The sequence below is a fragment of the Pseudomonas sp. P2S-1 genome (assembly GCF_057197725.1).
Genome location: NZ_CM170068.1, coordinates 1740371 through 1761227 on the forward strand (window position 1 = coordinate 1740371; position 20857 = coordinate 1761227).

Below are 20857 nucleotides of genomic sequence, written 5' to 3' on the forward strand. Positions count from 1 at the left end.
GCGCGGGCGCTGTTTGCGGGATGCCAAGGGGCGGCTGACCTGGGTGACCGGGGCGGTGCGCGAGATCAGCGACGAGAAGACTGCGGCGAGCCTGCATGATCGCGAGCAGGCGAGCATCCAGGCCACCTACGGGCAGATCGCCCAGGTCGCCGGGGTGATCCGCGGGATTGCCGAGCAGACCAATCTGCTGGCGTTGAATGCGGCCATCGAGGCAGCCCGGGCCGGGGAAGGCGGCCGGGGGTTTGCGGTGGTGGCGGATGAAGTGCGCAACCTGGCGCGCAGGACGCAGGAGTCAGTGCAGCAGATCCAGAACATGTTGCAATCCTGAGACCGCTATCGCTGGCAAGCCAGCTCCCACAGGTATTGCATGCGCCGCGAACCCTGTGGGAGCTGGCTTGCCAGCGATGAGGCCCTCAAGAACACATAAAAACAAAAGCCTTCAAAGGCAAGCAGTCCACTTCCCTCTGCCCACCACAACATTCCAAAAGCATCTGCATCGAGGATCGAGTGATGGAAGAACAGAAAGCCCCGACCCTGGAGGAACTGAAGGGTCTGATCGAAATGACCAACACCCTGAACATGGAGATCTTCTACTGGTGGTGCATCGCCTTGATGATCCTGATCCATGCCGGGTTCCTCTCCTATGAAATCGGCGCCTCGCGCCTGAAGAACGCTCTCGCTGCCGGGGTCAAGAACATCCTCGCCTTCGGCTTCATCGTCCCCACCTTCTTCCTGTTCGGCTGGGCCATCTACAACGCCTTCCCCGACGGCCTGGTGCCGCGCATGGACGCCCTCAGCGCGGCCATGCCGTGGAGCCAGGTCATGGGCCCGAACATCAAGGACAACGCCACCGGCATTTTCTGGGGCGCCTTCGCCCTGTTCGCCGCCACCACCGGTTCGATCCTGTCCGGGGCGATCATCGAGCGGGCGCGGATGAGCGCCTTCATCATCATGACCATCCTCCTCGGCTCGGTACTGTGGCTGTTCGGCGCGGCCTGGGGCTGGCACCCGGAGGGCTGGCTGACGGTCAAGTGGGGCTACCACGACGTCGGCGCCGCAGGCGTGGTGCACATGATCGCCGGCTTCTTCGCCCTGGCCGTGGTGATCAACCTCGGCGCGCGGATCGGCCGCTTCAACCCGGACGGCAGCGCCAACGCCATTGTCGGCCATAGCATGCCGATGAGCGTGGTCGGGCTGATGCTGATCATCGTCGGCTTCTTCGGCTTCCTGGGTGGCTGCATCATCTACAGCTCGGGGGCGCAGTGGATCAATATCTACGGCCAGCCCACCACCCTCTCCGCCTTCGCCTTCAACACCCTGATGGGCTTTGCCGGCGGCCTGATCGGTGCCTACCTGACCAGTCGCGAGCCGTACTGGATGATGTCCGGCGGGCTGGTGGGGATCATCTCCGTGGCCCCGGGCCTGGACCTCTACCACCCCGGCCTGGCCTACCTGATCGGCATGGGCGTGGCCGCCGTGGCGCCGCTGGTCAACAACCTGCTGCTGAAATTCCGCCTCGACGATGCCGTGGGCGCCTTTGCCGTGCACGGGTTTGGCGGCTTTGCCGGGCTGGTGATCAGCGGGGTGTTCCTCTCCGGCTACCCGAACATGAACGGCATGGCCGAGATCAGCTTCATGGGGCAATTGGGCGGCGCGCTGGTCATGGCTTCGCTCGGCTTCATTCCGGGCTACCTGGTGTCCTGGGCGCTGAAAAAGGCCGGCGTGCTGCGGGTGCCGGCGCATGCCGAAGAGCGTGGCCTGGACCTGACCGAGGTACCGGCCCAGGCCTATCCGGAATGGAGCGGGATCTATGGTGAGCCGGTGAAAGCCAAGCCGGTGATGATCGCTGAAAGCAAAGCCACTGTCTGAGGAGAACCGGGATGAGCATCAGTACCTATGAAGGCGCCAGCGCCGTATTCACCTTTGCCGACAAGCCTGCGGTGCTGGGGGTGATCACCGTGGTGGTGATCGCGGCCACGCTGTATGCGCTGGTCACTACGTTCGTGCATGAGAAGCACAGCTATGCGATGCCGGATGAAGAACTACCGAAGCTGAAGTAAAGCTACAAAACGACGCGGACCCTGTGGGAGCGGGTTCACCCGCGATTGCGATAGCGAACCCACCATCGTAATCGCGGGTGAACCCGCTCCCACAGGGTCCGCGTCGATCCCGACAGAGTCAGGCCACCTGCCCATCCCCCACCAGCTTCAACCCGACAATCCCGCCGACAATCATCAGCAAACACACCCCCTTCAACACCCCCAGCGATTCCCCGAGAAACATGCTCCCGTAGATCACCGTCCCCAGCGTCCCGATGCCCACCCACACCGCATAGGCCAGCCCCAGCGGCAGCTCCCTGACCGACAGGCTCAGCAGGTAGATGCTCAAGGCCAGGAACACCCCGCAGTACAGGCTCGGCCATAACCGGGTGAAGCCATCGGTCCTGGGAATGATCGAGGCATACAGCACCTCGCACGCCCCGGCCGCCAGCAGATACGTCCATCCATTCAACCAGCCCACTGCCCTTCTCCTTTCACGACAAATGCAAACGCCGGCACAAGGCGCCGGCGCTGTTTTCCCTCAGGGATCAGTTGGAATACTTGTATCCCACCTCGCCGTGAGCGGAGAGGTCGAGGCCATCCACCTCGGACTCTTCATCCACCCGCAGCCCGCCGCAGAGCGCGCCGGCGATCTTGAAGGCGATCCAGCTGCTGAGCGCCGAGAAGACGATGCTGAACAGGATCGCCCCGCCATTGACCATCAACTGCTCCATCAGCCCGCGCCCTTCGGCGAAGCCCTGGCCACCGATGGCGGTGAGGGCGAACACCGGGGTCAGCAGGCCGCCGAGGATCCCGGCCACGCCATGCACGCCGAAGACGTCGAAAGCATCGTCCAGGCCGATCATAGGCTTGAGCTTGTCCACCGACCAGACGCACACCGGACCGGCGATAAAGCCCAGCAAAATGGCACCCATCGGCCCGACGAAACCGCAGGCCGGGGTGATCGCCACCAGGCCGGCAATCGCCCCGGAAATTGCGCCGAACAGGCTCGGACGCCCACGGTATTGCCATTCGACGATCAGCCAGCCCAGGGCGCCGGCACAGCTGGCAAGCATGGTGTTGACCATCACCAGCATGGCGAAGCCGCTGGCCGCCAGGGCACAACCGCCGCAGAAACCGAGCCAGCCGACCCAGAGCATGCAACCGCCGGTGTAGGTCATGGTCATGTTGTGCGGGGCCAGGGCCTGGGTGCCGAAACCGCGGCGGCGGCCGAGCATCCAGGCACCGACCAGGGCGGCGATGCCGACGTTGAGGTGCACCACGTTGCCGCCGGCGAAGTCCTGCACGCCGAGGTTGAACACCCAGCCGCCACCCCAGCCCATATGGGCCATGGGCAGGTAGTTGAGGGTCAGCCAGAAGGCCATGAAGACCATCACCGCCGAGAACTTCATGCGCTCGGCGAAGGCACCGACGATGATCGCCGGGGTGATCGCGGCGAATAGCAGCATGAACAGGAAGTACAGGTACTCGGGGATGGTCCCGGTGATCGAGTCCTTGCTCACGCCACGCAGGAACAGCTTGTCCAGGCCGCCGATAAAGGACTGCAACGAGCCGCCATCGGTAAAGGTCAGGCTGTAGCCATAGAGGGCGAACAGCACCGCCGCCAGGGACGCGGTGCAGAACACCTGCATGAGGATCGACAACACGTTCTTGCTGCGTGCCATGCCGCCGTAGAACAGGGCAAGCCCGGGCAACATCATCAACAGCACCACCAGCGAACACAGGGCCACGAAGGCGGTGTCGCCGCTGTCGATGGCCGCCGGCGCGTCCTCGGCGAATGCCGCCGTCGCGCCCAACATCAGGGAAAGGCCCAAGGTACCGCGGACCACAGGTGAATACCGGATCATTGCCCACTGCCTCCAATCGATGGGGATGCCGGTGGCCGCATTTGCTGGGCGGGCCGGCATTCATTGTCGCTGCGGCGCACCGCAGCTGTGTGATAGCCAGGGAGGCAACGCAAGCGCCTTGCCAAGTTCGGAAAATCACCGCGAACTTGTCGCAATCGCTTGAAAACATGGGTGTTTGTTGTAGGAAAAAATCAGTAGCAGCGCCCGGCTAGTCAATTCCCCTCAGGAAATTAAATTTCTTTTAGTGCAAAACCAATACAGAACTCACCAGTTTGGTGCTTAGGGCAAAAGCCCTCTGTTCCGGGGGTTTTCCTGTCCGATTCATCAAGATTTCTGGCATACCATCAACTGATAAAGTGATTGCAAACAAGAAGTAGTCGCAGATACTATCCGCGCGCATTTTTCCCTTGTCCTACAAATTCCGTCAGGATTCCTACGCCGATGCGCCGTACCATCGTCTCGCTCTGCCTGCTCCACGCCGTCCCTGCCCTGGCCCTTGCGGCCGAACCGAGCCTCCAGCTGGAAGCCGTGAACATCAACGACAGTGCCGACTACGAGCGTGCCGATGGCCCGGTGCAGGGCTACAAGGCAACCCGTTCCGCCAGCGCGACGCGCACCGACACCGCCCTGCACGAGACGCCGCAATCGGTCAGCGTAGTGCCCAAGGCGGTGCTGGAAGATACCGGCTCGACCTGCCTGCAGGATGCTCTGGACTATGCCGGCGGCGTTGGCCGGGCCAACAACTTCGGCGGCCAGGGCCTGACCACCGTGACTGTGCGCGGCTTCACCACCGGCGAGTACTACCGCAACGGTTTCCCGATGAACCGCGGCTACCCCAATGCCCCGGACGCGGCCAGCGTCGAGCGCCTGGAAGTGATCCGCGGTCCGGCCACCAGCCTGTATGGCCGTGGCGATCCCGGCGGTACCTTCAACGTGGTGACCAAGCAGCCGCTGCCGGAATCGAAAGTCACCGTCGGCAGCCAGTTCGATGACCAGGGCATGCACCGCGGCACCCTCGATGCCAGCGGCCCGCTGAACCAGGACGGCAGCCTGGCGTACCGTTTGAACCTGCTCGGCGAAGGTGGCGAGAGCTTCCGTGACGACGTGGAAAGCGAGCGCTACGAAGTGGCGCCGGTGCTCAGCTGGCAGGTCAACGATGCGACGAAGATCGTGTTCGAAGGCGATTTCATGCGCAACAACCACCCGCTGGACCGCGGCCTGACCCGCTACACCACGCAGAAAGGCAGCGCCTCACGGGACACCAATATCTGGGAGAAAGGCAGCGACAACCTGCTGCACAACGACAACGACATGGCCCAGGTGCGCTTCGAGCATATGCTCAATGACAACTGGACCCTGGGCGGTGGTTTCCAGTACCTCGACGGCTCGCTGGACGGCAATGCGGTGGAGGCCAACGGCGCCCCGGCGGACGGTCGTACCCTGCAGCGCAACTTCAACTGGCGCCGGCTGGAATGGACCGACCGTGACTATCAGTTGAACCTCACCGGCCACTTCGATACCGGTGCCTTCAGCCACACGCTGCTGACCGGCGTGGAATACGAAGACTACGACTACAACTCGATCATCATGCGTTCTTCGGCCGCCAACGGCACCTACCCGATCGACATCTACAACCCGGTCCTCGGCCAGCCACGTCCCGCCCTGACCCGCACCACCACCCATGACCAGGAAAACCTCAAGACCTGGGCCTTCTTCATCCAGGACCAGGTGGCCTTGACGGAGCGCCTCAAGGCCTTGGCCGGCTTGCGCGTGGAGCGCTTCGAGCACGAGTACGACAACCTGCTGCCGGGCAGCACCGACTGGGACGCGTCGCACAATGCGGTAACCCCGCGCTTCGGCCTGCTCTATGACCTGACCGACACCGTGGCCGTCTACGCCAACACCGCCCGCTCCTTCAAGCCCAACAGCGGTGCCAGCCGTGACGGTGCCGGTTTCGAGCCGGAAAAAGGCAAATCCTATGAGCTGGGCGTGAAGTGGGAAGCGCTGGAGCGTCAGCTGGCGGTGGACGCGGCGATCTACCACATCGTCAAGGAAAACGTCCTGACCCGCGACCCGGTGGACCCGAACTACAGCATCGCCGCTGGCGAGGTGCGCAGTCGCGGCCTGGATATCAACGTTGCCGGCAACATCACCCCTGAGTGGCGAGTAATCGGTGGCTATGCCTATGTCGACGCCGAAGTGACCAAGGATAACCGCCTGCCCACCGGCACGCGCCTGGCCAACATCCCGCGCAACAGCTTCAGCCTGCTCAACACCTATGAATTCCAGGATGGCTTCGCCAAGGGCCTGGGGCTGGGTGTCGGGGTGAAATACGTCGATGACCGCAACGGCCAGACCGAAGCGGTGACCTACACCATGGAGCGCTACAGCGTCGTCGACCTGCTGAGCTTCTACAAGGTCAACGAGCACGTGCGGCTGAATCTGGACGTGAAGAACGTATTCAACAAGGGGTATGACGAAGGGGCGTTCAACACCTATGCCTATCCGGGCGCGCCGCGCACGGTGCAGGCCGGGGTGGCGTACACCTTCTGACGCTGAACTGAAGCTTGACACCTAACCCTGTGGGAGCTGGCTTGCCAGCGATAGCTATGGTGAATTCACCTCAGTAATCGCTGGCAAGCCAGCTCCCACAGGGTCATGCAGTGTTCTTGAGAGCTGCGGTATCATCCGCTACCGCACTACCGCTCAAGGACCGACATGCAGATCCTCTTCTACGAGACCGACAAGCCCTACGGCTGCTTCTCGAATTTCTCCCGCCATGCGATCACCCTCGACGGCAGCGTCTGGCCGACCTCGGAACACTACTTCCAGGCCTGCAAGTTCACCGAGCAGGTGGATATCGATGCCGTGCGTGAAGCGAAGACGCCCTTCCTCGCCGCACAGATGGGCCGCGAGCGGCATCGCTCGTTCCGCAGCGACTGGGACCAGGTGCGCGACCAGGTGATGCTCGACGCCCTGCGGGCCAAGTTCAGCCAGCATGCCGAGCTGCGCGAGACGCTGCTGGGGACCGGGGATGCGGAGCTGGTGGAGCACACCAAAAACGACCGGTACTGGGCAGATGGTGGGGATGGAACTGGCAAGAACATGCTGGGCAAGTTGCTGGAGCAGGTTCGTGCTGAACTGAAGAAAACAGAGCAATAACAAGCGACACGGACCCTGTGGGAGCTGGCTTGCCAGCGATAGCGGTAGTGAATTCACCATCGTCATCGCTGGCAAGCCAGCTCCCACAGGGTTTGCGGTGATCCTGGAAAGGGGTTAGTAAATCCCGCGATAAATCGCCTCAACCTCCCGCACATCCATATCCCGCGGATTGCTGTCGAGCAGCCGCTTCAACCCGCCGACCACATCCGCGGCCATGCCCGGGATCGCCGCTTCATCCACCCCAAGCTTCGACAGACGGGTCTCCAGCCCGCTATCCCTGACCAGCCCTTCGATAGCCTGGACAAAGGCTTCGGCCGCAGCCGCCTCGTCAGCAAACACCTCCCCCGGCAACAGATACCCCGCCAGCTCCGCATACAACCCCTGCGCCGCTTCCAGGTTGAAGCGGATCATCGGTGCCATGACCAGCGCATTGGCATGCCCATGGGGGATATGGAACCGCGCCCCCAGCGGATACGCCAGCCCATGGATCGCCGCCACCGAGGCGTTGACGAAGGCCATCCCGGCCATCAGCGAGCCTTGCAGCATGGCCTCCCGCGCCGCCACGTCGCGACCGTCCGCCAGCACCTTGCGCAGGTTGCCGCCCAGCAGCCCCAGGGCCGTGGTGGCCAGGCCATCGGAAATCGGGTTCTTGCGGGTGCGGCTGGTGTACGCCTCGATGGCATGTACCATGGCATCCAGCCCGGTCGCCGCCGTGACCTGCGCCGGCAGGCCGAGGGTCAGTTCGGGATCGAGCACCGCCACGTCCGGCATCAGTTGCGCCGAGTACACCGCCTGCTTGCGCTGCTGCTCGTCGGTGATCACCGAGACCCAGGTCACCTCCGAGCCGGTCCCCGCCGTGGTCGGCATCAACACCAGCGGCAGGCGCCGGCCTCGGGCCCTGTCGGTGCCGTACAGGTCTTCCAGCGGCTGCTCGCTGTTGATCAGCAAGGCCACCAGCTTGGCCGCATCCAGCGAACTGCCGCCACCCAGGCCGAGCACGCCATCGGCGTCGAAAGCCCGCCCCTGGGCGACGGCCTGGCGGACCACGGCGGCCGGCGGATCCGCCACTACCTGGTCGAACACCGCCACGTCAAGACCCGCTGCCTCCAGCGCAGTCACCGCCGTAGCGGCAAAGCCCAGCTTGACGATGCCCGGGTCGCAGACCAGCAACACCCGCCCTGCCCCGAGCCCGGCGAACACTTCGCCGATGCTGCCCAGGCTCCCCGCCGCACAGACGATGCGCGGCACGCTTCTGAATTCATGATTCATCGCACAGGCCCTCACAAGACCGAGGCGTAGATGGCCCGCGCATCGTCGCGGGTGACCGGGCGCGGGTTGTTGATCAGCAGGCGCTGGACCTTCATCGCGTCGTCGCTGAGGCGGTCGAGGTCCGCTTCTGTGACGCCGACTTCAGCCAGGCGCTGGGCGAACGGCATGCGCTCGACCAAGGCGGTCATGAACCCGATAAAGGCCTCGCAAGCCGCCGCCGGCGAATCGAAGCGCTGCCCCGGCAAGACGCTCGGTGCCAGCTCGGCATACAACCCCTCGGCTGCGCTGCGGTTGAAGTTCAGCACCGGCACCAGCACCAGCGCATTGCTCAAGCCATGGGGCACATGGAAGTGCCCGCCCAGCGGATAGGCCAGCGCATGCACCGCCGCCACCGGGGCGTTGGCGAAGGCCATGCCGGCCAGCATCGAGCCCAGCAGCATGTCGGAGCGGGCCTTGAGGTCGCCCGGCTCGGCCAGCACCCGATCCAGGTTGCCCGCCAGCAGGCGCAGCGCCTGCTGGGCCAGGCCATCGGACAGCACGTTCTTCTTGTGCAGGCTGGTGTAGGCCTCGATGGCGTGGACCATGGCATCGACACCGGTCATGGCACTGACCGCCGCCGGCAGGCCGACGGTCAGGCGCGCATCGAGCAGGGCGATATCCGGGTACAGCAGCGGGCTGACCACGCCCTTCTTCTCATGGCTCGGGGTGGTGACGATAGCCACCGCCGTGACCTCCGAACCGGTCCCGGCCGTGGTCGGCACCTGGATCAGCGGCAGGCGCGGGCCCTGGGCCAGGTTGATACCGTAGATGTCCTCCAGCTTCTGCTCACGACCGCAGAGCAAGGCCACCAGCTTGGCGGTGTCCAGCGAGCTGCCGCCACCCAGGCCGATCACCGCCTGGGCGCCACAGTCACGCCCAGCCTTCACGGCATCGAGCACCGACGCCTCGGGCGGATCGGCCTGTACATCGCTGTACAGGCTGACCTCGACGCCAGCCTCGCGCAGCGCCTGCATCGGCGCCTCCAGCAAGCCGGCTTTCTGCAGGCCCGGGTCGCTGACCAGCAGCACCCGCTCGGCCCCCAGTTCGCGGCACAGGGTGCCCAGGCGCAGGGCGCCGTCCACTTCGCAGATCACCCGTGGGGTGGTTTCAAAGGTAAAGGTCGACATGGCGTTCATCCTGCTCGCACGCTGCCGCGCTCGATGCGGTAGACGGCATCGACCAGGTCAGCGGAATGGGTGTCATCGGATTCGGAGATCAGCACGCACAGGCCTGCATCGCCGAGCTTGGCAATCACTTCGGTGAGGCGCCGGGACAGCACCGGGGCCACGCCTTCGAAGGGTTCATCGAGGATCAGCAGACGCTGCGCGGGCATCAGCGCCCGGGCCAGGGCCACCAGCTTCTGCTGCCCGCCGGACAGCTGCATGGCGCGGCGCTCGCGGAACTGGGCGATTTCCGGGATCAGGCTGTAGACCCATTCCAGGCGCTCGGCACTGCCCGGCAGCTTGTTGGCCCAGACCGGCAGGAGGATGTTCTCCTCCACGGTCAGCGCCGGGATCAGCCGGCGGTCTTCGGGCAGGTAGCTGATCCCCGCCGCCGCGCGCTGATGGCCGGGCTGGGCACGCAGGTCGCTGTCGTTGAACCTGATCGAGCCGGATTCGGCCTCGAGCAGGCCCATCAGGGTGCGGATCAGGGTGGTCTTGCCGGCGCCGTTGTGGCCGATCAGGCCGACCATCTGCCCGGCACCGACATTCAGCGAGACGTTGTGCAGGATCGGCACCGACTCGATGGACACATTGAGGTTGCGGATTTCCAGGCTCATGCGTGTGCTCCCTTGTGCGCCTTGTGGCCGCCGGTGACCAGCTCCTGGACCCGGGCATTGGCCAGGACCTCCTCGGGCGGACCGTCGGCCAGCACTTCACCGCTGTAGAAGGCGAGGATGCGCGACACATAGCGGCGCACCACGTCCATATCGTGTTCGACGAACAGCACCGTGACCTGATGCCGCGACACCACCTGCATGACGGTGTCCATCAACTGGGTCTTCTCTTCGGCGCTGACGCCACTGGTGGGCTCGTCCAGCAAGAGCATCTGCGGATCGCCGATCAGGGCCATGGCGATATCGATCAGCTTGCGCACGCCCTGGGGCACGGCGGTGACCTTGCTGTCGCGCCAGTTGAGGATGCTGAACTCGCTGAGGATCGCCTCGGCACGGGCAATCCGCGCATCGCTGCGCAGCGGCCGCAGCAGCGACGGGAACGGCGATTCGGCGGCGGCCAGGGCAATCAGCAGGTTGTCCAGCACGGTCAGTTCCGGGAACAGCTGGGCAACCTGGAACGAACGGGCCATGCCGGCGCGGGTAATCGCCCGCGGCGTGCGGCCGATGATCGATTGCTGGTTGAACAGGATCTCGCCACGGCTCGGCTTGAGGTAGCCGGTGACCATGTTGATGAAGGTGGTCTTGCCGGCGCCGTTGGAGCCGATCACCCCGACCACTTCGCCCTTGGCGATGCGCACGTTGACGTCCTTGGCGGCGGTGACCGCGCCGAATTCCTTGTACAGTCCACGGGTTTCCAGAATGCAGCTCATGCCTTGGCCTCCACGGCTTTGGCCCGGCGGGCCTGGCCACTGAACAGGCTCCACAGCCCCTTGGGCAGGAACACGATGATTGCCAACAGGGTGATGCCGAGGATCATCTGCCAGCTATGGGGCACCAGCTCGATGGCATAGGTACGCACCACGGCGAAGAGGATCGCGGCGATGATCGGCGCCGCCACATGGGCGGTGCCGCCGAGCAAGGCGATGAAGACGAACTCGCCGGAGGTGATCCAGTAGGCCATTTCCGGGTCGATATGCCCGGCGGACAGGGCCATGAAGCCGCCACCCAGGGCCGAGACGCCGGCCGCGGCGACATAGTTCATGTACAGCACCCAGCGCGGCGACTGGCCGAGGTACTCGACCCGCACTTCGTTCTCGCGAATCGCCTCGCACATGGCCCCTGCGCTGCTGCGCCCGTAGCGGTGCAGGAGCACGGCGAGCACCGCGCTGACGGCGACGATGATCACGAACAGCGCCAGCGGCGCCTGCCCTTGCGCCGGGCTCCAGCCGAACAGGGTCCAGGCCTTGACGTTGAAGCCGTCGGTGCTGCCCAGGGCCGGGCTTTTCACCAGCATGCCGTAGAGGATCATGGAGAACGCCAGCGACAGCATGGCGAAGAAGATCTCGCGGTAGCGGGTCATCAGCAGGCCCAGCAGCATGGCCAACGCGACGGCGGCGGCAACGCCGATCAGCAGCAGGGTCGGCAGGTCGCTGATATCGAGAAAGTGCCCGCTCATGCCCACGGCATAACCACCGATGCAGAAGTACAGGCCCTGGCCGAAGGTCACCAGGCCGGCGCGCATCTGCATCACCACGCCCTGCACCACCATGGACTTGGCCAGCGCCATGGTCAGCAGGAACACCAGCCATTGCGGGGCGATCACGCCGCCGAGGGCGAGCAGCACGGCCACGCCCAGGAGAATCATTTCGGTTCGATCGAGACGCATCAGATTTTCCTCGCCAGCACGCGACCGAACAGGCCCTGCGGACGCACCGCCAGGACCAGCGCCATCACGCCGTAGATCACGAACAGTTCGAATTGCGGTGCGTAGTGCACCGCCGCCGCACGACTCAGGCCGACCAGCAAGGCGCCCAGGGCGGCGCCCTCGATGCTGCCCATGCCGCCGATCACCACCACGGCGAAGGCCAGGACGATGATCTCCACGCCAATGCCCGGCGCCACCGAGATCGCCGGAGCGGTGAGCGCGCCGGCCAGGGTGCCGAGCACCGTGCCGAGGACGAATACCAGGGTGAACACCCGGCGCACGTTGACGCCCATGGCCTGGGCCACTTCACGGTCATGGATCACCGCCCGCAGGACCTTGCCCTGGTGGGTGCGCTCCAGCCACAGCCACAGCGACAGGCCGAGCACCAGCGACACGCCGACCAGCATCAGGTCGTAGTTCGACACCTTGAGCCCGGCCAGCACGCTGCGGCCCATTTCCGCGTAGGGCTGGTAGGCGAAGTACGGGTTGACGCCCCAGATCATCTTCATGGCGTCTTCGAGGATCAGCAGCAGCGCGTAGGTGATGATCACCATCAGCACCTCGTCGCGGCCGTACATGAACCGGAGCAGGCCGCGCTCGATCAGCAGGCCGACGATCAGGCCGGCGGCCAGGGCGCAGCCGAGCATCATCAGGTAGCCGACCCAGACCGGGCCGATGCCGTTGTTGAAATACCAGCCCACCAGCGAGGCGGCGGCATAGGCACCAATGGCATAGAAGCTGCCATGGGCCATGTTGAGAATGCGCATGACACCGTAGATGACGGTGAGCCCCGCCGCGACCAGGAACAGCCACGAGGCATAGATGGCGCCGTCGATCAGCACCGCATAAAGACTCAGCATAAATTCGTACCAGGCTAGTGTGGCGGCCGGGACCGGCCGCCACCATCAGTCAGCTGTGTGCACTGCGATCAGTTGCACTGCGCGCCGGGGAAGCCGGCCTTGATCCAGTCGTGGGCGCTGGTGCCGTCCGGCGGGGTCACGCATTCGCCAGCGAAGGCGATGACGTTCTGCACGCTGCCCTTTTTGCTGGCGGCGTCGTAGTGGTACTCGCCATAGGCGATGCCCTGCATTGCCTGGTGACCGCCGGCGCGGGCCATCTGCACGGTGCCGGACACCGATTCGAAGGTCGCGCCCTTCATGGCCTTGGCCATGTCCAGCGGGGCCGGGATCTTGCCGGCTTCGCTGCCGGCGTTCTCGGCGGCGAACTTCAGGCCGAGGATGGCCTGGGCCATCTTGCTTGCCGGGTAGGTCGGCGAGGATTTGTAGGCGGCCTTGTACTGCGTGGTGAACCAGTTGTTCAGGGCGTTATCCGGGGCAAAGGCACCGAACGGGCCGCGACCGCCGATGATCATGCCGTTGGGGGCCTGGTCCTTGTAGCGCTCCAGGGCCGACTCGCCGCAGGTCAGCACGGCGGTGGCGTCTTCCAGCAGGCCGCGGGAGTTGGCCTGCAATACCAGGGCCTCCATGTCGCCGCCCCAGAAGCTGGAATGGATGATGTCCGGACGCTTCACCGACAGCGCCGAGATTTCCGCGCCGTACTGGCCCTGGAAGACCTTGGGCATCTGCGACTCGACCACCTGGCTCTTGGGCATGACCTGGGCCATGGACAGGGTGAAGTCGTTCCAGCTGTCCTGGCCCCATGCGTAGTTCTGCTGGATGCCGCCGACGCGCACGGCGTCCGGACGGGTCTTGGCCAGGTAGCGGGCGGCGCCGATATTGTCCACGGCGGCGTCGAGGCTGGTGCGGAACACGTATTGCGGGGTCTTGTCTTCGCTGAACAGCTGCGAGGTACCGCAGTCGTAGAACACGGTCATGGCGCCCAGTTCTTCGGCCACCGGGGCGATCGCCAGGCAGTCGCCGGACGAGATGTAGCCGACCACGGCATCGACCTTCTGGCGCTGCACCAGGTTGCGGAATTCCTCGACCTGCTTCGCCGCACCGCCGGCCTCGTCGATGATCACCATCTCGATTTCGGCGCCGTTGATGCCGAGCTTGTCGTAGGGCGCGGGCAGCTTGCCCTGGTTGAGGCCTTCCACCAGCACCTTGGCGGCATTGGCCGACGGCTCGCCGAACGGACCGGCCGCCGGGCCGGAGAGGAAGGTCACCACGCCGATACGGAACTTGCCGTTTTCGGCGGCAACCGCCGCGCCATTGAAGCCGGCGGCGGCAATGGCCAGGGCCAATGGCAGGGTCTTGCAGTGTTGCTGGAGGCGTTTCTTGTAGTTATTCATGGCGTTTCCATTGCGGGGATTTACTGGCTAAGAGCCGGGCTAAGGGGCATGCCCCTCGGGATTACGGATCTGTTGGGCCAAACGGCGGGCGCGTGTGGCGGGATCGGGTTGCAGCTCCTCGGCGGAATACAGCTGCCAGTTGCCGAGCATCAGTTGGGCCGGCGGGTAGTCGTGGTTGGGCACCGGGGTGCCGACGGCCTGGGTCTGCTGGATCTGGTGGGTCAGCGGGTCGATGCGCGAGACGAAGCCCGGCGGGTCTTCCGGCAAGGCGATCTCCAGCCCTTCGAGGGCGCGGATCAGGGATTCGGTATCGGTGGCGCCACCGGCCTTCTGGCTGGCCTTGGCCAGGACCATCACCCCGGTATAGGCGCCTTGCGCGGCGTAGGTCGGGAAGCGCCCGGTCAGGGTGTGAAAGCGCTCGACGAAGGCGCGGTTGCGCGGCGTATCCGGGAAGTTGTTGTGGTGCCGGGCGGAGAGGATCAGACCCGGGGGTGCCTTGTCGCCCAGGGAGGCGAGGAAGTCGTAGTTTCCGCCGGTATCGAAGTTGGCCAGGCGCGAGCTTTCGAACAACCGGGTCCCGGCCGCCTGCTTGACGAAGGCATGGAAATCGCCGCCCCACAGGGCCGAGACGATGATGTCGGGCCGGGCCTGTTCCAGCGCGGCGATATAGGCGGAGTAGTCCGGCTCGTACAGGCGCGGCCACAGCTCGGTGACGTCGTCGAACTTGACGCCCTGCTGGCGCAGCGCTTCATGCAGGTCATCGCGGGAAACATGGCCGTACTCGTAGTCGGGGCCGATGAAGGCCAGGCGTTTCCAGCCGGTCCTGGCTTGCAGGTCCTTGAGGTAGCGGGCGCCAGCGGCCATGGAGGTCCAGGTGTCGTTGGTCACCCGGAAGTAATAGCGATGGCCGTTTTCCAGGCTCATGCGCGACGAGGCGTGGTCGGTGCCGATCATCAGCACCTTCTCTTCCCGGGCCAGTTGGCTCACGGCGATCGCCACACCCGAAGAGACCATGCCGCACAGCACCTGCACCCCGTCCTTGCGGATGAAGGCCCGGGCCAGGCCGGTGCCATAGGAAGCCTTGGACTGGTCGTCGTCGATGATCACGCGCATCCGCGGCACCTGCTCGCCGGCTTCGCGCTGGCTTTGCAGTTCGCTCAGGGCCACCTGGATGCCGGCGATGCTGTCCTGGCCGTAGATCGCGGCGCGCTCGGTCATCGGGTACAGGCAGCCGAGGGTCAGGTCGGCCTGCGGGGCGGCAGCGCCCAGCTCGACCCGCCCGGCATGGGCCGTGCAGGCGAAGCCCAGGAGCAGGCCGCTCAGGGCGATAACGGATGGCAGTCGGGAAAACGACGCTTGCATGAAAATACCTTGGGGCGTTCGTGGACGCCTCTTGTGGTTAGCGGAAGGGTTATCGCAAAGGCTGTGCCAGCCTCTGCACGATGCTCCATAAGAAACCGCGAAAGCGCTCTGGAACAAGGCTTTGCGCGGCTACTTGTGACGAAATCGAGGTGCCGTGGCGCGGTGTGCCACGGCGTTGAGCGGGGAACGTTGAGCGGTAGCCGCTCAGCGCGGGCGAGCGCTTGAGCGGTTAGCGCTCATCACCGCGCTCGACGCCCAGGCGTTGCAAGCGGCGCTTCAGGGCGTGGCGGGAGATGCCGAGGAGATCGGCGGCCATGCCCTTGTGTCCGGCACTGCGGGCCAGGGCATCGAAGACCAGTTCGCGTTCGGCGCGCTCCAGCTGGTCTTCGATCGGCGAGCGGTTGGCGCCCACTGGCTCGGCAGCCTGCATCGGCCCCGGCAACTGCGCCGCTGCGATGGCCTGGCCGGGCATGAGGATGGTCAGGCGCTCGATCATGTTCTTCAGTTCGCGGACATTGCCCGGCCAGCGATGGCGCAGCAGGGCCGCCTCGGCGTCGGCCTGGAAGCTGATCGCCGCACCCTGCTCTTCCCGGGCCTGGCGCTCGGCGAAATGCCGGGCCAGCAGGAGGATGTCCTCGCCGCGCTCGCGCAGGGCCGGGATATCGATGGTGATGACGTTGAGGCGGTAGAACAGGTCCTCGCGGAAACGGCCCTGGCGCACGTCCTCGGCCAGGTCGCGGTTGGTCGCCGCCACCACCCGCACATCGGCGCTGCTCGCCTGGCTTGCGCCCACCGCACGGTAGCTGCCGTTCTCCAGGAAGTGCAGGAGCTTGGCCTGCAATGCCAGGGGCAGCTCGCCGATCTCGTCGAGGAACAGCGTGCCGTTGCTGGCCTGGGTCACCAGGCCGACGCGCTTCTGGTGCGCACCGGTGTAGGAACCCTTTTCCGAGCCGAACAGTTCGGCCTCGATCAACTGTTCCGGCAGCGCCGCGCAGTTGACCTCGACGAAGGGCTGGCCGGCGCGGTTGCTGGCGTCGTGCAGGGCCTGGGCGACCAGGGTCTTGCCGGTGCCGGACTCGCCGAGCAACAGGATGCGCGTCGCCGAACTGCGTGCCACCCGCAGCACCGCCGCGTGCAGGCCGCGCATGGCCGGGCTGTGGCCGAGCAGGTTGCCGGGGGCTGGATCATCGCTGACGGCGTCGGGTACGGCCAGGGTGGTTTCGATGGTCGCCAGCAGGTCGTCCAGCTCGAACGGCTTGGTCAGGTAATCGGTGGCGCCGCCCTTCACCGCCTGCACCGCGGCGCGGGTGTCGCCATGGGCGGAGATCATGATCACCGGCAGGTGCGGGCGCAGCTTGCGCAAGCCGTCAAGGGTGGCGATGCCGTCCATGCCCGGCAGGCCGAGGTCGAGCAGGACGATATCGCAGCGCGTGGCGTTGTCGGCCAGGACCTTGAGCCCTTCCTCGCCGCTGTAGGCCGCGCCGACCTTGAAACCCTCGGCGCGCAGGGCGTAGCTGAGGGAACGCACCAGCGCTTCTTCGTCGTCGATGATCAGTACATGAAAGTCGGACATCACAGGCTCACTTCAAATCGGTCGGGCAAGGCGCGGGAAAGTCCAGGGTCACCACGGTGCCCTTGCCGGCGGTACTCGCGATCTCCATTCGCGATGCATTGGCTTCCAGCAGTTGCTGGCAAATGCTCAGCCCAAGGCCGGTGCCCCGGGGTTTAAGGGTGAAGAAGGGTTGGCGCACGCGCTTCAGGGCGTCGGCAGGGATACCGCAGCCTTGGTCGCTGACACTGACCAGGACGCGCTCGCCGGTGCGCTGTCCGCCGAGGCTGACCCGCTTACCGGGGGTGCAGGCCTCCACGGCGTTCAGGCACAGGTTGAGCAGGATCTGCTGGGCCTGGTCCGGGTCGACGAACAGGCGGATGCCCGGGGCGCAGCTGGCGTCGAAGTGGATGGAACGGGCTTCGGCTTCCGGGGCGATCTGCCGCTTCACCCGTTCGAACAGGCCGTGCAGCTCGACGATGTCCGGGTTGGCCGGATGCGGGCGACCGTACTCCAGCAGGTCGCTGGTGACATGGGACAGCCGGTCGATCTCCTGGCCGAGGTCACTCAGCAGCAGGCGCCGCTCGCTTTCCGGTTCGCGGCGCAGCAGGGCCTGGACGGTGGTCTTCATGGTCGCCAGGGGATTGCGTACTTCATGGGCTACGCCAGTGGCGAAGGTGCCGAGCACGGCGAGGTTCTCCGAGCGTACGGTGCGCTCCATGACATCCGCCAGACGCCCGGCCATGACGTTGAAGGCGCGGGTCACCCGGCCGATCTCGTCGTTGCTCGATTGCTCTGGCAGGCGGTAGCCGAGGTCGCCCATGGACAGCTGGTGGGCGCCCTCGACCAGGGTACCGACCCGCGCCCGCAACTGCCGCGACAGGGTGAAGAACACCACCAGGATGAACGCAATGAAGCCGACGGCGGCTAGGTACAGCCACCAGCGCGCATCGTCCAGCGGCTTGAGGATGGCGTCCGGCTGCACGCTGAACACCACCTGCCAGCCGGGCAGGATCACCGGGCCTTCGCGCAGGTCCTCGGGTGCCGCGACCTGGCGCCCGGTAGCATCGATGAAGGCGCCACCGGGAACCCGCAGCAAGGGCGTCACCACCCCGCTCAGGCCGGCGCTGGTCAGCAGTTCAGTGAGCGAGGCCAGGCGCAGGTGCAGGCCGATGCTGACCCGGTGATCGGTGCGGCCGTTGCGGATGGTCTTGCGGATCAGCAGCCAGCCGGAGCGTCCGGCCTGGGGCAAGGCCGGGCCGATCACCTCGATATCGCCGACCTTCTGCCGCGGCAGCCCGGCCAGGGACCAGTCCTCGTTGCTCCAGTACGGCGCGCCGGATGCCGCCGGGCCGGGCAGGACCTTGAGCAGGCGTTCGTCGTCGTTGAAGAACAGCACGCCATAGAGGAACGGCAGTTCGCTTTCCAGCTTCAGCAACGCGTCGATATCGCCGACGGAATGGCCAGGGTCGGCGATGAAGTCCGGCATGTTCGGGTGATTGGACAGGGCCGAAAGCTGGTAGAAGCGCTCATCGAGGAAGGACGACACCCGGTTGGCGGTGGACAGCGCCTGGGCATCGAGGCGTTCGCCGGTCAGGCGGTTGAGCAGGTCCTTGGCCAGTTGTTCGTAGAGCACGGCCAAAGCGATCAGCGCCACGCTCATCACCAGGGTGGACAGCAGGGTATAGCGTGCGACCAGGCTGCGCCGCGGCCGGGCAAACCGGCGCCACAGCGCAGCGGCGGGGAATTCGACATCCATGGGCTTTGTAATTGTTGTTCATGTAGTGGCGGGAGGATAAGGAGCGGGGGATGGGGTTGTCCATTGGCGGAATGTCGGGGATGGAGATTGCTGGTGTTCTTGAGGGCCCTATCGCTGGCAAGCCAGCTCCCACAGGTTTAGCGGTGCACGCCATCCCTGTGGGAGCTGGCTTGCCAGCGATAGGGCCAGCGATAGCAACACAACCCGACCTGCTGAACCCCTGCTGCCCCAGCAACACCCCACTGCTCCCCCACCACCACCCACCGGCCCCAATCCCAGCAATTCCGGCCCCTCCAGCCATCTGGCGCGAAACCTGCTCTGCCCTGCCCCAACCCAGCAATCACAGGTCCGCGCCATGACGTCCCACCCTCCCTTCACCCGCCGCTGCTTCCTCGGCAACAGCCTGGCCCTCGGTGGCCTGGCCCTGGGCGGCAGCCTGCTTGCCGGTTGCGGCGACGACAGCCAGCCCGGCAGCGCCGCCATCGACCAGGGCCCGCGCCATGGCGGGCGCCTGCGCCTGGGCATCCTTGACGGTAACCAGGCCGGCAACCTCGACGCCCACAAGCCGGTCGGCAGCGGCATCATTCGCGGCTTCGCCCTGTACAGCAAGCTCTGGGAGTGGGACGAGAACATGCTGCCGCGCCTGGCCCTGGCTGAAGAGGCCGAGGTCAGCCCGGACGGCAAGGTCTGGACCCTGCGCCTGCACAAGGACCTGGAGTTCCATCACGGCAAGACCATCGATTCCGAGGACCTGCTGTTCTCCATCCGCCGCCTGACCGACCCGCAACTGGCCTCGCCCTACGCCGCCCTGCTGCACTGGATCGACCGTGACAACCTGCAGAAGCTCGACGAGCGAACCCTGCGCGTGCGCTTCAAGGACGGCGCGGGCTTCGTGCCGCTGCCGGAAACCTGGGTGAATTTCGGCGGCATCGTGCCGGTGGACTATCACCCGGTGACCAATCCGGTCGGCGCCGGGCCGTACAAGTTCAAGAGCTTCTCGGCCGGGCAGCGCTCGCTGTTCACCCGCTTCGAGAACTACTACAAGTCCGGCCGGCCCTATGCCGACGAGCTGGAAATCATCGGCTTCAAGGACCAGACCTCGCGCCTCGCCGCACTCAAGGCCGGCCAACTGGACATGGCCAATGCCCTGGCCGCCGAGCACCTGCGCCTGATCGAGAACGATCCGCGGGTGCAGGTGCTGACCTCGGTGACCGGCAACTGGCTGGGCTTCGACATGAACACGCAGAAGGCGCCGTTCGACGATCCCCGGGTACGCCAGGCCTTCCGCCTGCTGGCGGATCGCGAGGAGCTGGTAGCGCGGGTGCTCAATGGCCAAGGACGACCGGCCAACGACCTGTATGCGCCCAACGATCCGACCTTCGACCAGAGCATCCCGCCGCGTCGCCAGGATCTGGAAAAGGCCCGGACCCTGCTGCGCGAAGCGGGTCAGGAGAACCTGGAGCTGGAGCTGGTCGCCGAGCAGGAAGGCGTGTCTCTGTCCTCGGCCCTGGTATTTGCCGAGCAGGCGCGCAAGGCCGGGGTGCAGATCAAGGTGCGCCAGGTGGATGCGGCGACCTTCAACGGGCCGCAGCATACCGAATGGACCTTCAGCACCGGCGGCAGCATCGGCGCGCCCTTCCTCACCTGTGCCCTGCATGCCGATGCACCGGTGTCGGTGGCGAACAAGACCCACTTCGACGATCCGCGGTTTTCCGAGCTGTTCCTGCAGGCGCTGGCCGAGCCGGAAGTGGAGAAGCGCAAGCCGCTGGTGCATGAGGCGCAGCGGATCCAGTACGAGCGTGGGGGGATGCTGGTGTGGGGCTATGCGAACCTGGTGGACGGGTTTTCGCGCAGGGTGGGTGGGGCGGCGGCGGAGAGGACGCTGTTTCCGACGTGGCGGTTTGATCAGCTCTGGCTCAAGGAAGATGTATAGCGTGTGAGGACCCTATCGCTGGCAAGCCAGCTCCCACAGGTTACGCGACCCCTGTGGGAGCTGGCTTGCCAGCGATGAGGCCCT

The 20857-nt window shown here is 65.5% G+C and carries 17 protein-coding genes and 1 pseudogene; 6 read left to right on the forward strand and 12 right to left on the reverse strand.

The features are described 5' to 3' along the window. Window positions 1-145: 145 nt before the first annotated feature. The 3 genes and pseudogenes from AC2CQI_RS07700 to AC2CQI_RS07710 form a co-directional block, all read left to right on the forward strand. A pseudogene (locus AC2CQI_RS07700) lies at window positions 146-319 on the forward strand (methyl-accepting chemotaxis protein); the annotation flags it as partial. Between the two features lie 191 nt (window positions 320-510). Beyond that, window positions 511-1869, forward strand: coding sequence for an ammonium transporter (locus AC2CQI_RS07705; RefSeq protein ID WP_484579778.1), 1359 nt, complete (start codon window positions 511-513; stop codon window positions 1867-1869). 11 nt (window positions 1870-1880) lie between these two features. After that, window positions 1881-2060, forward strand: coding sequence for a hypothetical protein (locus AC2CQI_RS07710; protein ID WP_075801800.1), 180 nt, complete (start codon window positions 1881-1883; stop codon window positions 2058-2060). 118 nt (window positions 2061-2178) lie between these two features. Here the strand turns inward: AC2CQI_RS07710 and AC2CQI_RS07715 are convergent, their stop codons facing one another. Next, entirely contained in the window at window positions 2179-2520 is a 342-nt protein-coding gene (locus tag AC2CQI_RS07715) for a DMT family transporter (RefSeq protein WP_484579779.1), read from the reverse strand. A gap of 67 nt (window positions 2521-2587) precedes the next feature. Then, window positions 2588-3907 carry an ammonium transporter gene (locus tag AC2CQI_RS07720; RefSeq protein ID WP_484579780.1) on the reverse strand — a complete coding sequence of 440 codons (1320 nt, stop codon included), beginning with the start codon at window positions 3905-3907 and terminating at the stop codon, window positions 2588-2590. A gap of 441 nt (window positions 3908-4348) precedes the next feature. Between AC2CQI_RS07720 and AC2CQI_RS07725 the strand changes: the two genes are divergently transcribed. Next, the gene (locus tag AC2CQI_RS07725; protein ID WP_484579781.1) at window positions 4349-6460 is read left to right on the forward strand and encodes a TonB-dependent siderophore receptor; all 2112 of its coding nucleotides are present in this window, start codon (window positions 4349-4351) and stop codon (window positions 6458-6460) included. Window positions 6461-6625: 165 nt separating this feature from the next. After that, a complete protein-coding gene (gene ybiA, locus AC2CQI_RS07730) occupies window positions 6626-7069 on the forward strand; it encodes a riboflavin biosynthesis intermediates N-glycosidase (protein ID WP_075801796.1) in 444 nt (147 codons plus the stop codon). Window positions 7070-7183: 114 nt separating this feature from the next. Here the strand turns inward: ybiA and AC2CQI_RS07735 are convergent, their stop codons facing one another. The 10 genes from AC2CQI_RS07735 to AC2CQI_RS07780 all read right to left on the reverse strand — a co-directional run bounded on the left by AC2CQI_RS07735 (window position 7184) and on the right by AC2CQI_RS07780 (window position 18840). Beyond that, complete coding sequence (locus AC2CQI_RS07735) at window positions 7184-8338, reverse strand: iron-containing alcohol dehydrogenase (RefSeq protein WP_484579782.1); 1155 nt, start codon at window positions 8336-8338, stop codon at window positions 7184-7186. An 11-nt stretch (window positions 8339-8349) separates the two neighbouring features. Next, entirely contained in the window at window positions 8350-9504 is a 1155-nt protein-coding gene (locus tag AC2CQI_RS07740) for an iron-containing alcohol dehydrogenase (protein ID WP_484579783.1), read from the reverse strand. A gap of 5 nt (window positions 9505-9509) precedes the next feature. After that, on the reverse strand, window positions 9510-10157 hold the full coding sequence (locus AC2CQI_RS07745) for an ATP-binding cassette domain-containing protein (RefSeq protein WP_484579784.1): 648 nt from the start codon (window positions 10155-10157) through the stop codon (window positions 9510-9512). Continuing rightward, window positions 10154-10924 carry an ABC transporter ATP-binding protein gene (locus AC2CQI_RS07750; protein WP_075801792.1) on the reverse strand — a complete coding sequence of 257 codons (771 nt, stop codon included), beginning with the start codon at window positions 10922-10924 and terminating at the stop codon, window positions 10154-10156. Before AC2CQI_RS07750 ends, AC2CQI_RS07745 begins: the two co-directional genes overlap by 4 nt. After that, window positions 10921-11880, reverse strand: a complete 960-nt coding sequence (locus tag AC2CQI_RS07755; RefSeq protein WP_484579785.1) for a branched-chain amino acid ABC transporter permease — start codon at window positions 11878-11880, stop codon at window positions 10921-10923. Before AC2CQI_RS07755 ends, AC2CQI_RS07750 begins: the two co-directional genes overlap by 4 nt. Beyond that, a complete protein-coding gene (locus tag AC2CQI_RS07760; protein WP_075801790.1) occupies window positions 11880-12779 on the reverse strand; it encodes a branched-chain amino acid ABC transporter permease in 900 nt (299 codons plus the stop codon). Before AC2CQI_RS07760 ends, AC2CQI_RS07755 begins: the two co-directional genes overlap by 1 nt. A 68-nt stretch (window positions 12780-12847) precedes the next feature. Further along, a complete protein-coding gene (locus AC2CQI_RS07765; protein ID WP_484579786.1) occupies window positions 12848-14170 on the reverse strand; it encodes an ABC transporter substrate-binding protein in 1323 nt (440 codons plus the stop codon). Between the two features lie 39 nt (window positions 14171-14209). Further along, window positions 14210-15532, reverse strand: coding sequence for an ABC transporter substrate-binding protein (locus AC2CQI_RS07770; RefSeq protein WP_484579787.1), 1323 nt, complete (start codon window positions 15530-15532; stop codon window positions 14210-14212). A 229-nt stretch (window positions 15533-15761) separates the two neighbouring features. Continuing rightward, window positions 15762-17105 (reverse strand): sigma-54-dependent transcriptional regulator, encoded by a 1344-nt coding sequence (locus AC2CQI_RS07775; protein ID WP_484579788.1) that lies wholly within the window; start codon window positions 17103-17105, stop codon window positions 15762-15764. 7 nt (window positions 17106-17112) lie between these two features. Continuing rightward, on the reverse strand, window positions 17113-18840 hold the full coding sequence (locus AC2CQI_RS07780; protein WP_484579789.1) for a sensor histidine kinase: 1728 nt from the start codon (window positions 18838-18840) through the stop codon (window positions 17113-17115). 355 nt (window positions 18841-19195) lie between these two features. Here AC2CQI_RS07780 and AC2CQI_RS07785 point away from each other — a divergent pair, with 355 nt between their 5' ends. Continuing rightward, window positions 19196-20773: an ABC transporter substrate-binding protein gene (locus AC2CQI_RS07785; protein WP_484579790.1), complete on the forward strand. Its 1578-nt coding sequence runs from the start codon at window positions 19196-19198 to the stop codon at window positions 20771-20773. The last annotated feature ends 84 nt before the right edge of the window (window positions 20774-20857 follow it).

Bases quoted from the DNA above. Each gene is read 5' to 3' on its own strand.
- AC2CQI_RS07705 (WP_484579778.1), top strand. From the start codon at position 511: ATGGAAGAACAGAAAGCCCCGACCCTGGAGGAACTGAAGGGTCTGATC.
- AC2CQI_RS07710 (WP_075801800.1), top strand. From the start codon at position 1,881: ATGAGCATCAGTACCTATGAAGGCGCCAGCGCCGTATTCACCTTTGCC.
- AC2CQI_RS07720 (WP_484579780.1), bottom strand. From the start codon at position 3,907: ATGATCCGGTATTCACCTGTGGTCCGCGGTACCTTGGGCCTTTCCCTG.
- AC2CQI_RS07725 (WP_484579781.1), top strand. From the start codon at position 4,349: ATGCGCCGTACCATCGTCTCGCTCTGCCTGCTCCACGCCGTCCCTGCC.
- ybiA (WP_075801796.1), top strand. From the start codon at position 6,626: ATGCAGATCCTCTTCTACGAGACCGACAAGCCCTACGGCTGCTTCTCG.
- AC2CQI_RS07735 (WP_484579782.1), bottom strand. From the start codon at position 8,338: ATGAATCATGAATTCAGAAGCGTGCCGCGCATCGTCTGTGCGGCGGGG.
- AC2CQI_RS07740 (WP_484579783.1), bottom strand. From the start codon at position 9,504: ATGTCGACCTTTACCTTTGAAACCACCCCACGGGTGATCTGCGAAGTG.
- AC2CQI_RS07745 (WP_484579784.1), bottom strand. From the start codon at position 10,157: ATGAGCCTGGAAATCCGCAACCTCAATGTGTCCATCGAGTCGGTGCCG.
- AC2CQI_RS07750 (WP_075801792.1), bottom strand. From the start codon at position 10,924: ATGAGCTGCATTCTGGAAACCCGTGGACTGTACAAGGAATTCGGCGCG.
- AC2CQI_RS07755 (WP_484579785.1), bottom strand. From the start codon at position 11,880: ATGCGTCTCGATCGAACCGAAATGATTCTCCTGGGCGTGGCCGTGCTG.
- AC2CQI_RS07760 (WP_075801790.1), bottom strand. From the start codon at position 12,779: ATGCTGAGTCTTTATGCGGTGCTGATCGACGGCGCCATCTATGCCTCG.
- AC2CQI_RS07765 (WP_484579786.1), bottom strand. From the start codon at position 14,170: ATGAATAACTACAAGAAACGCCTCCAGCAACACTGCAAGACCCTGCCA.
- AC2CQI_RS07770 (WP_484579787.1), bottom strand. From the start codon at position 15,532: ATGCAAGCGTCGTTTTCCCGACTGCCATCCGTTATCGCCCTGAGCGGC.
- AC2CQI_RS07775 (WP_484579788.1), bottom strand. From the start codon at position 17,105: ATGTCCGACTTTCATGTACTGATCATCGACGACGAAGAAGCGCTGGTG.
- AC2CQI_RS07780 (WP_484579789.1), bottom strand. From the start codon at position 18,840: ATGGATGTCGAATTCCCCGCCGCTGCGCTGTGGCGCCGGTTTGCCCGG.
- AC2CQI_RS07785 (WP_484579790.1), top strand. From the start codon at position 19,196: ATGACGTCCCACCCTCCCTTCACCCGCCGCTGCTTCCTCGGCAACAGC.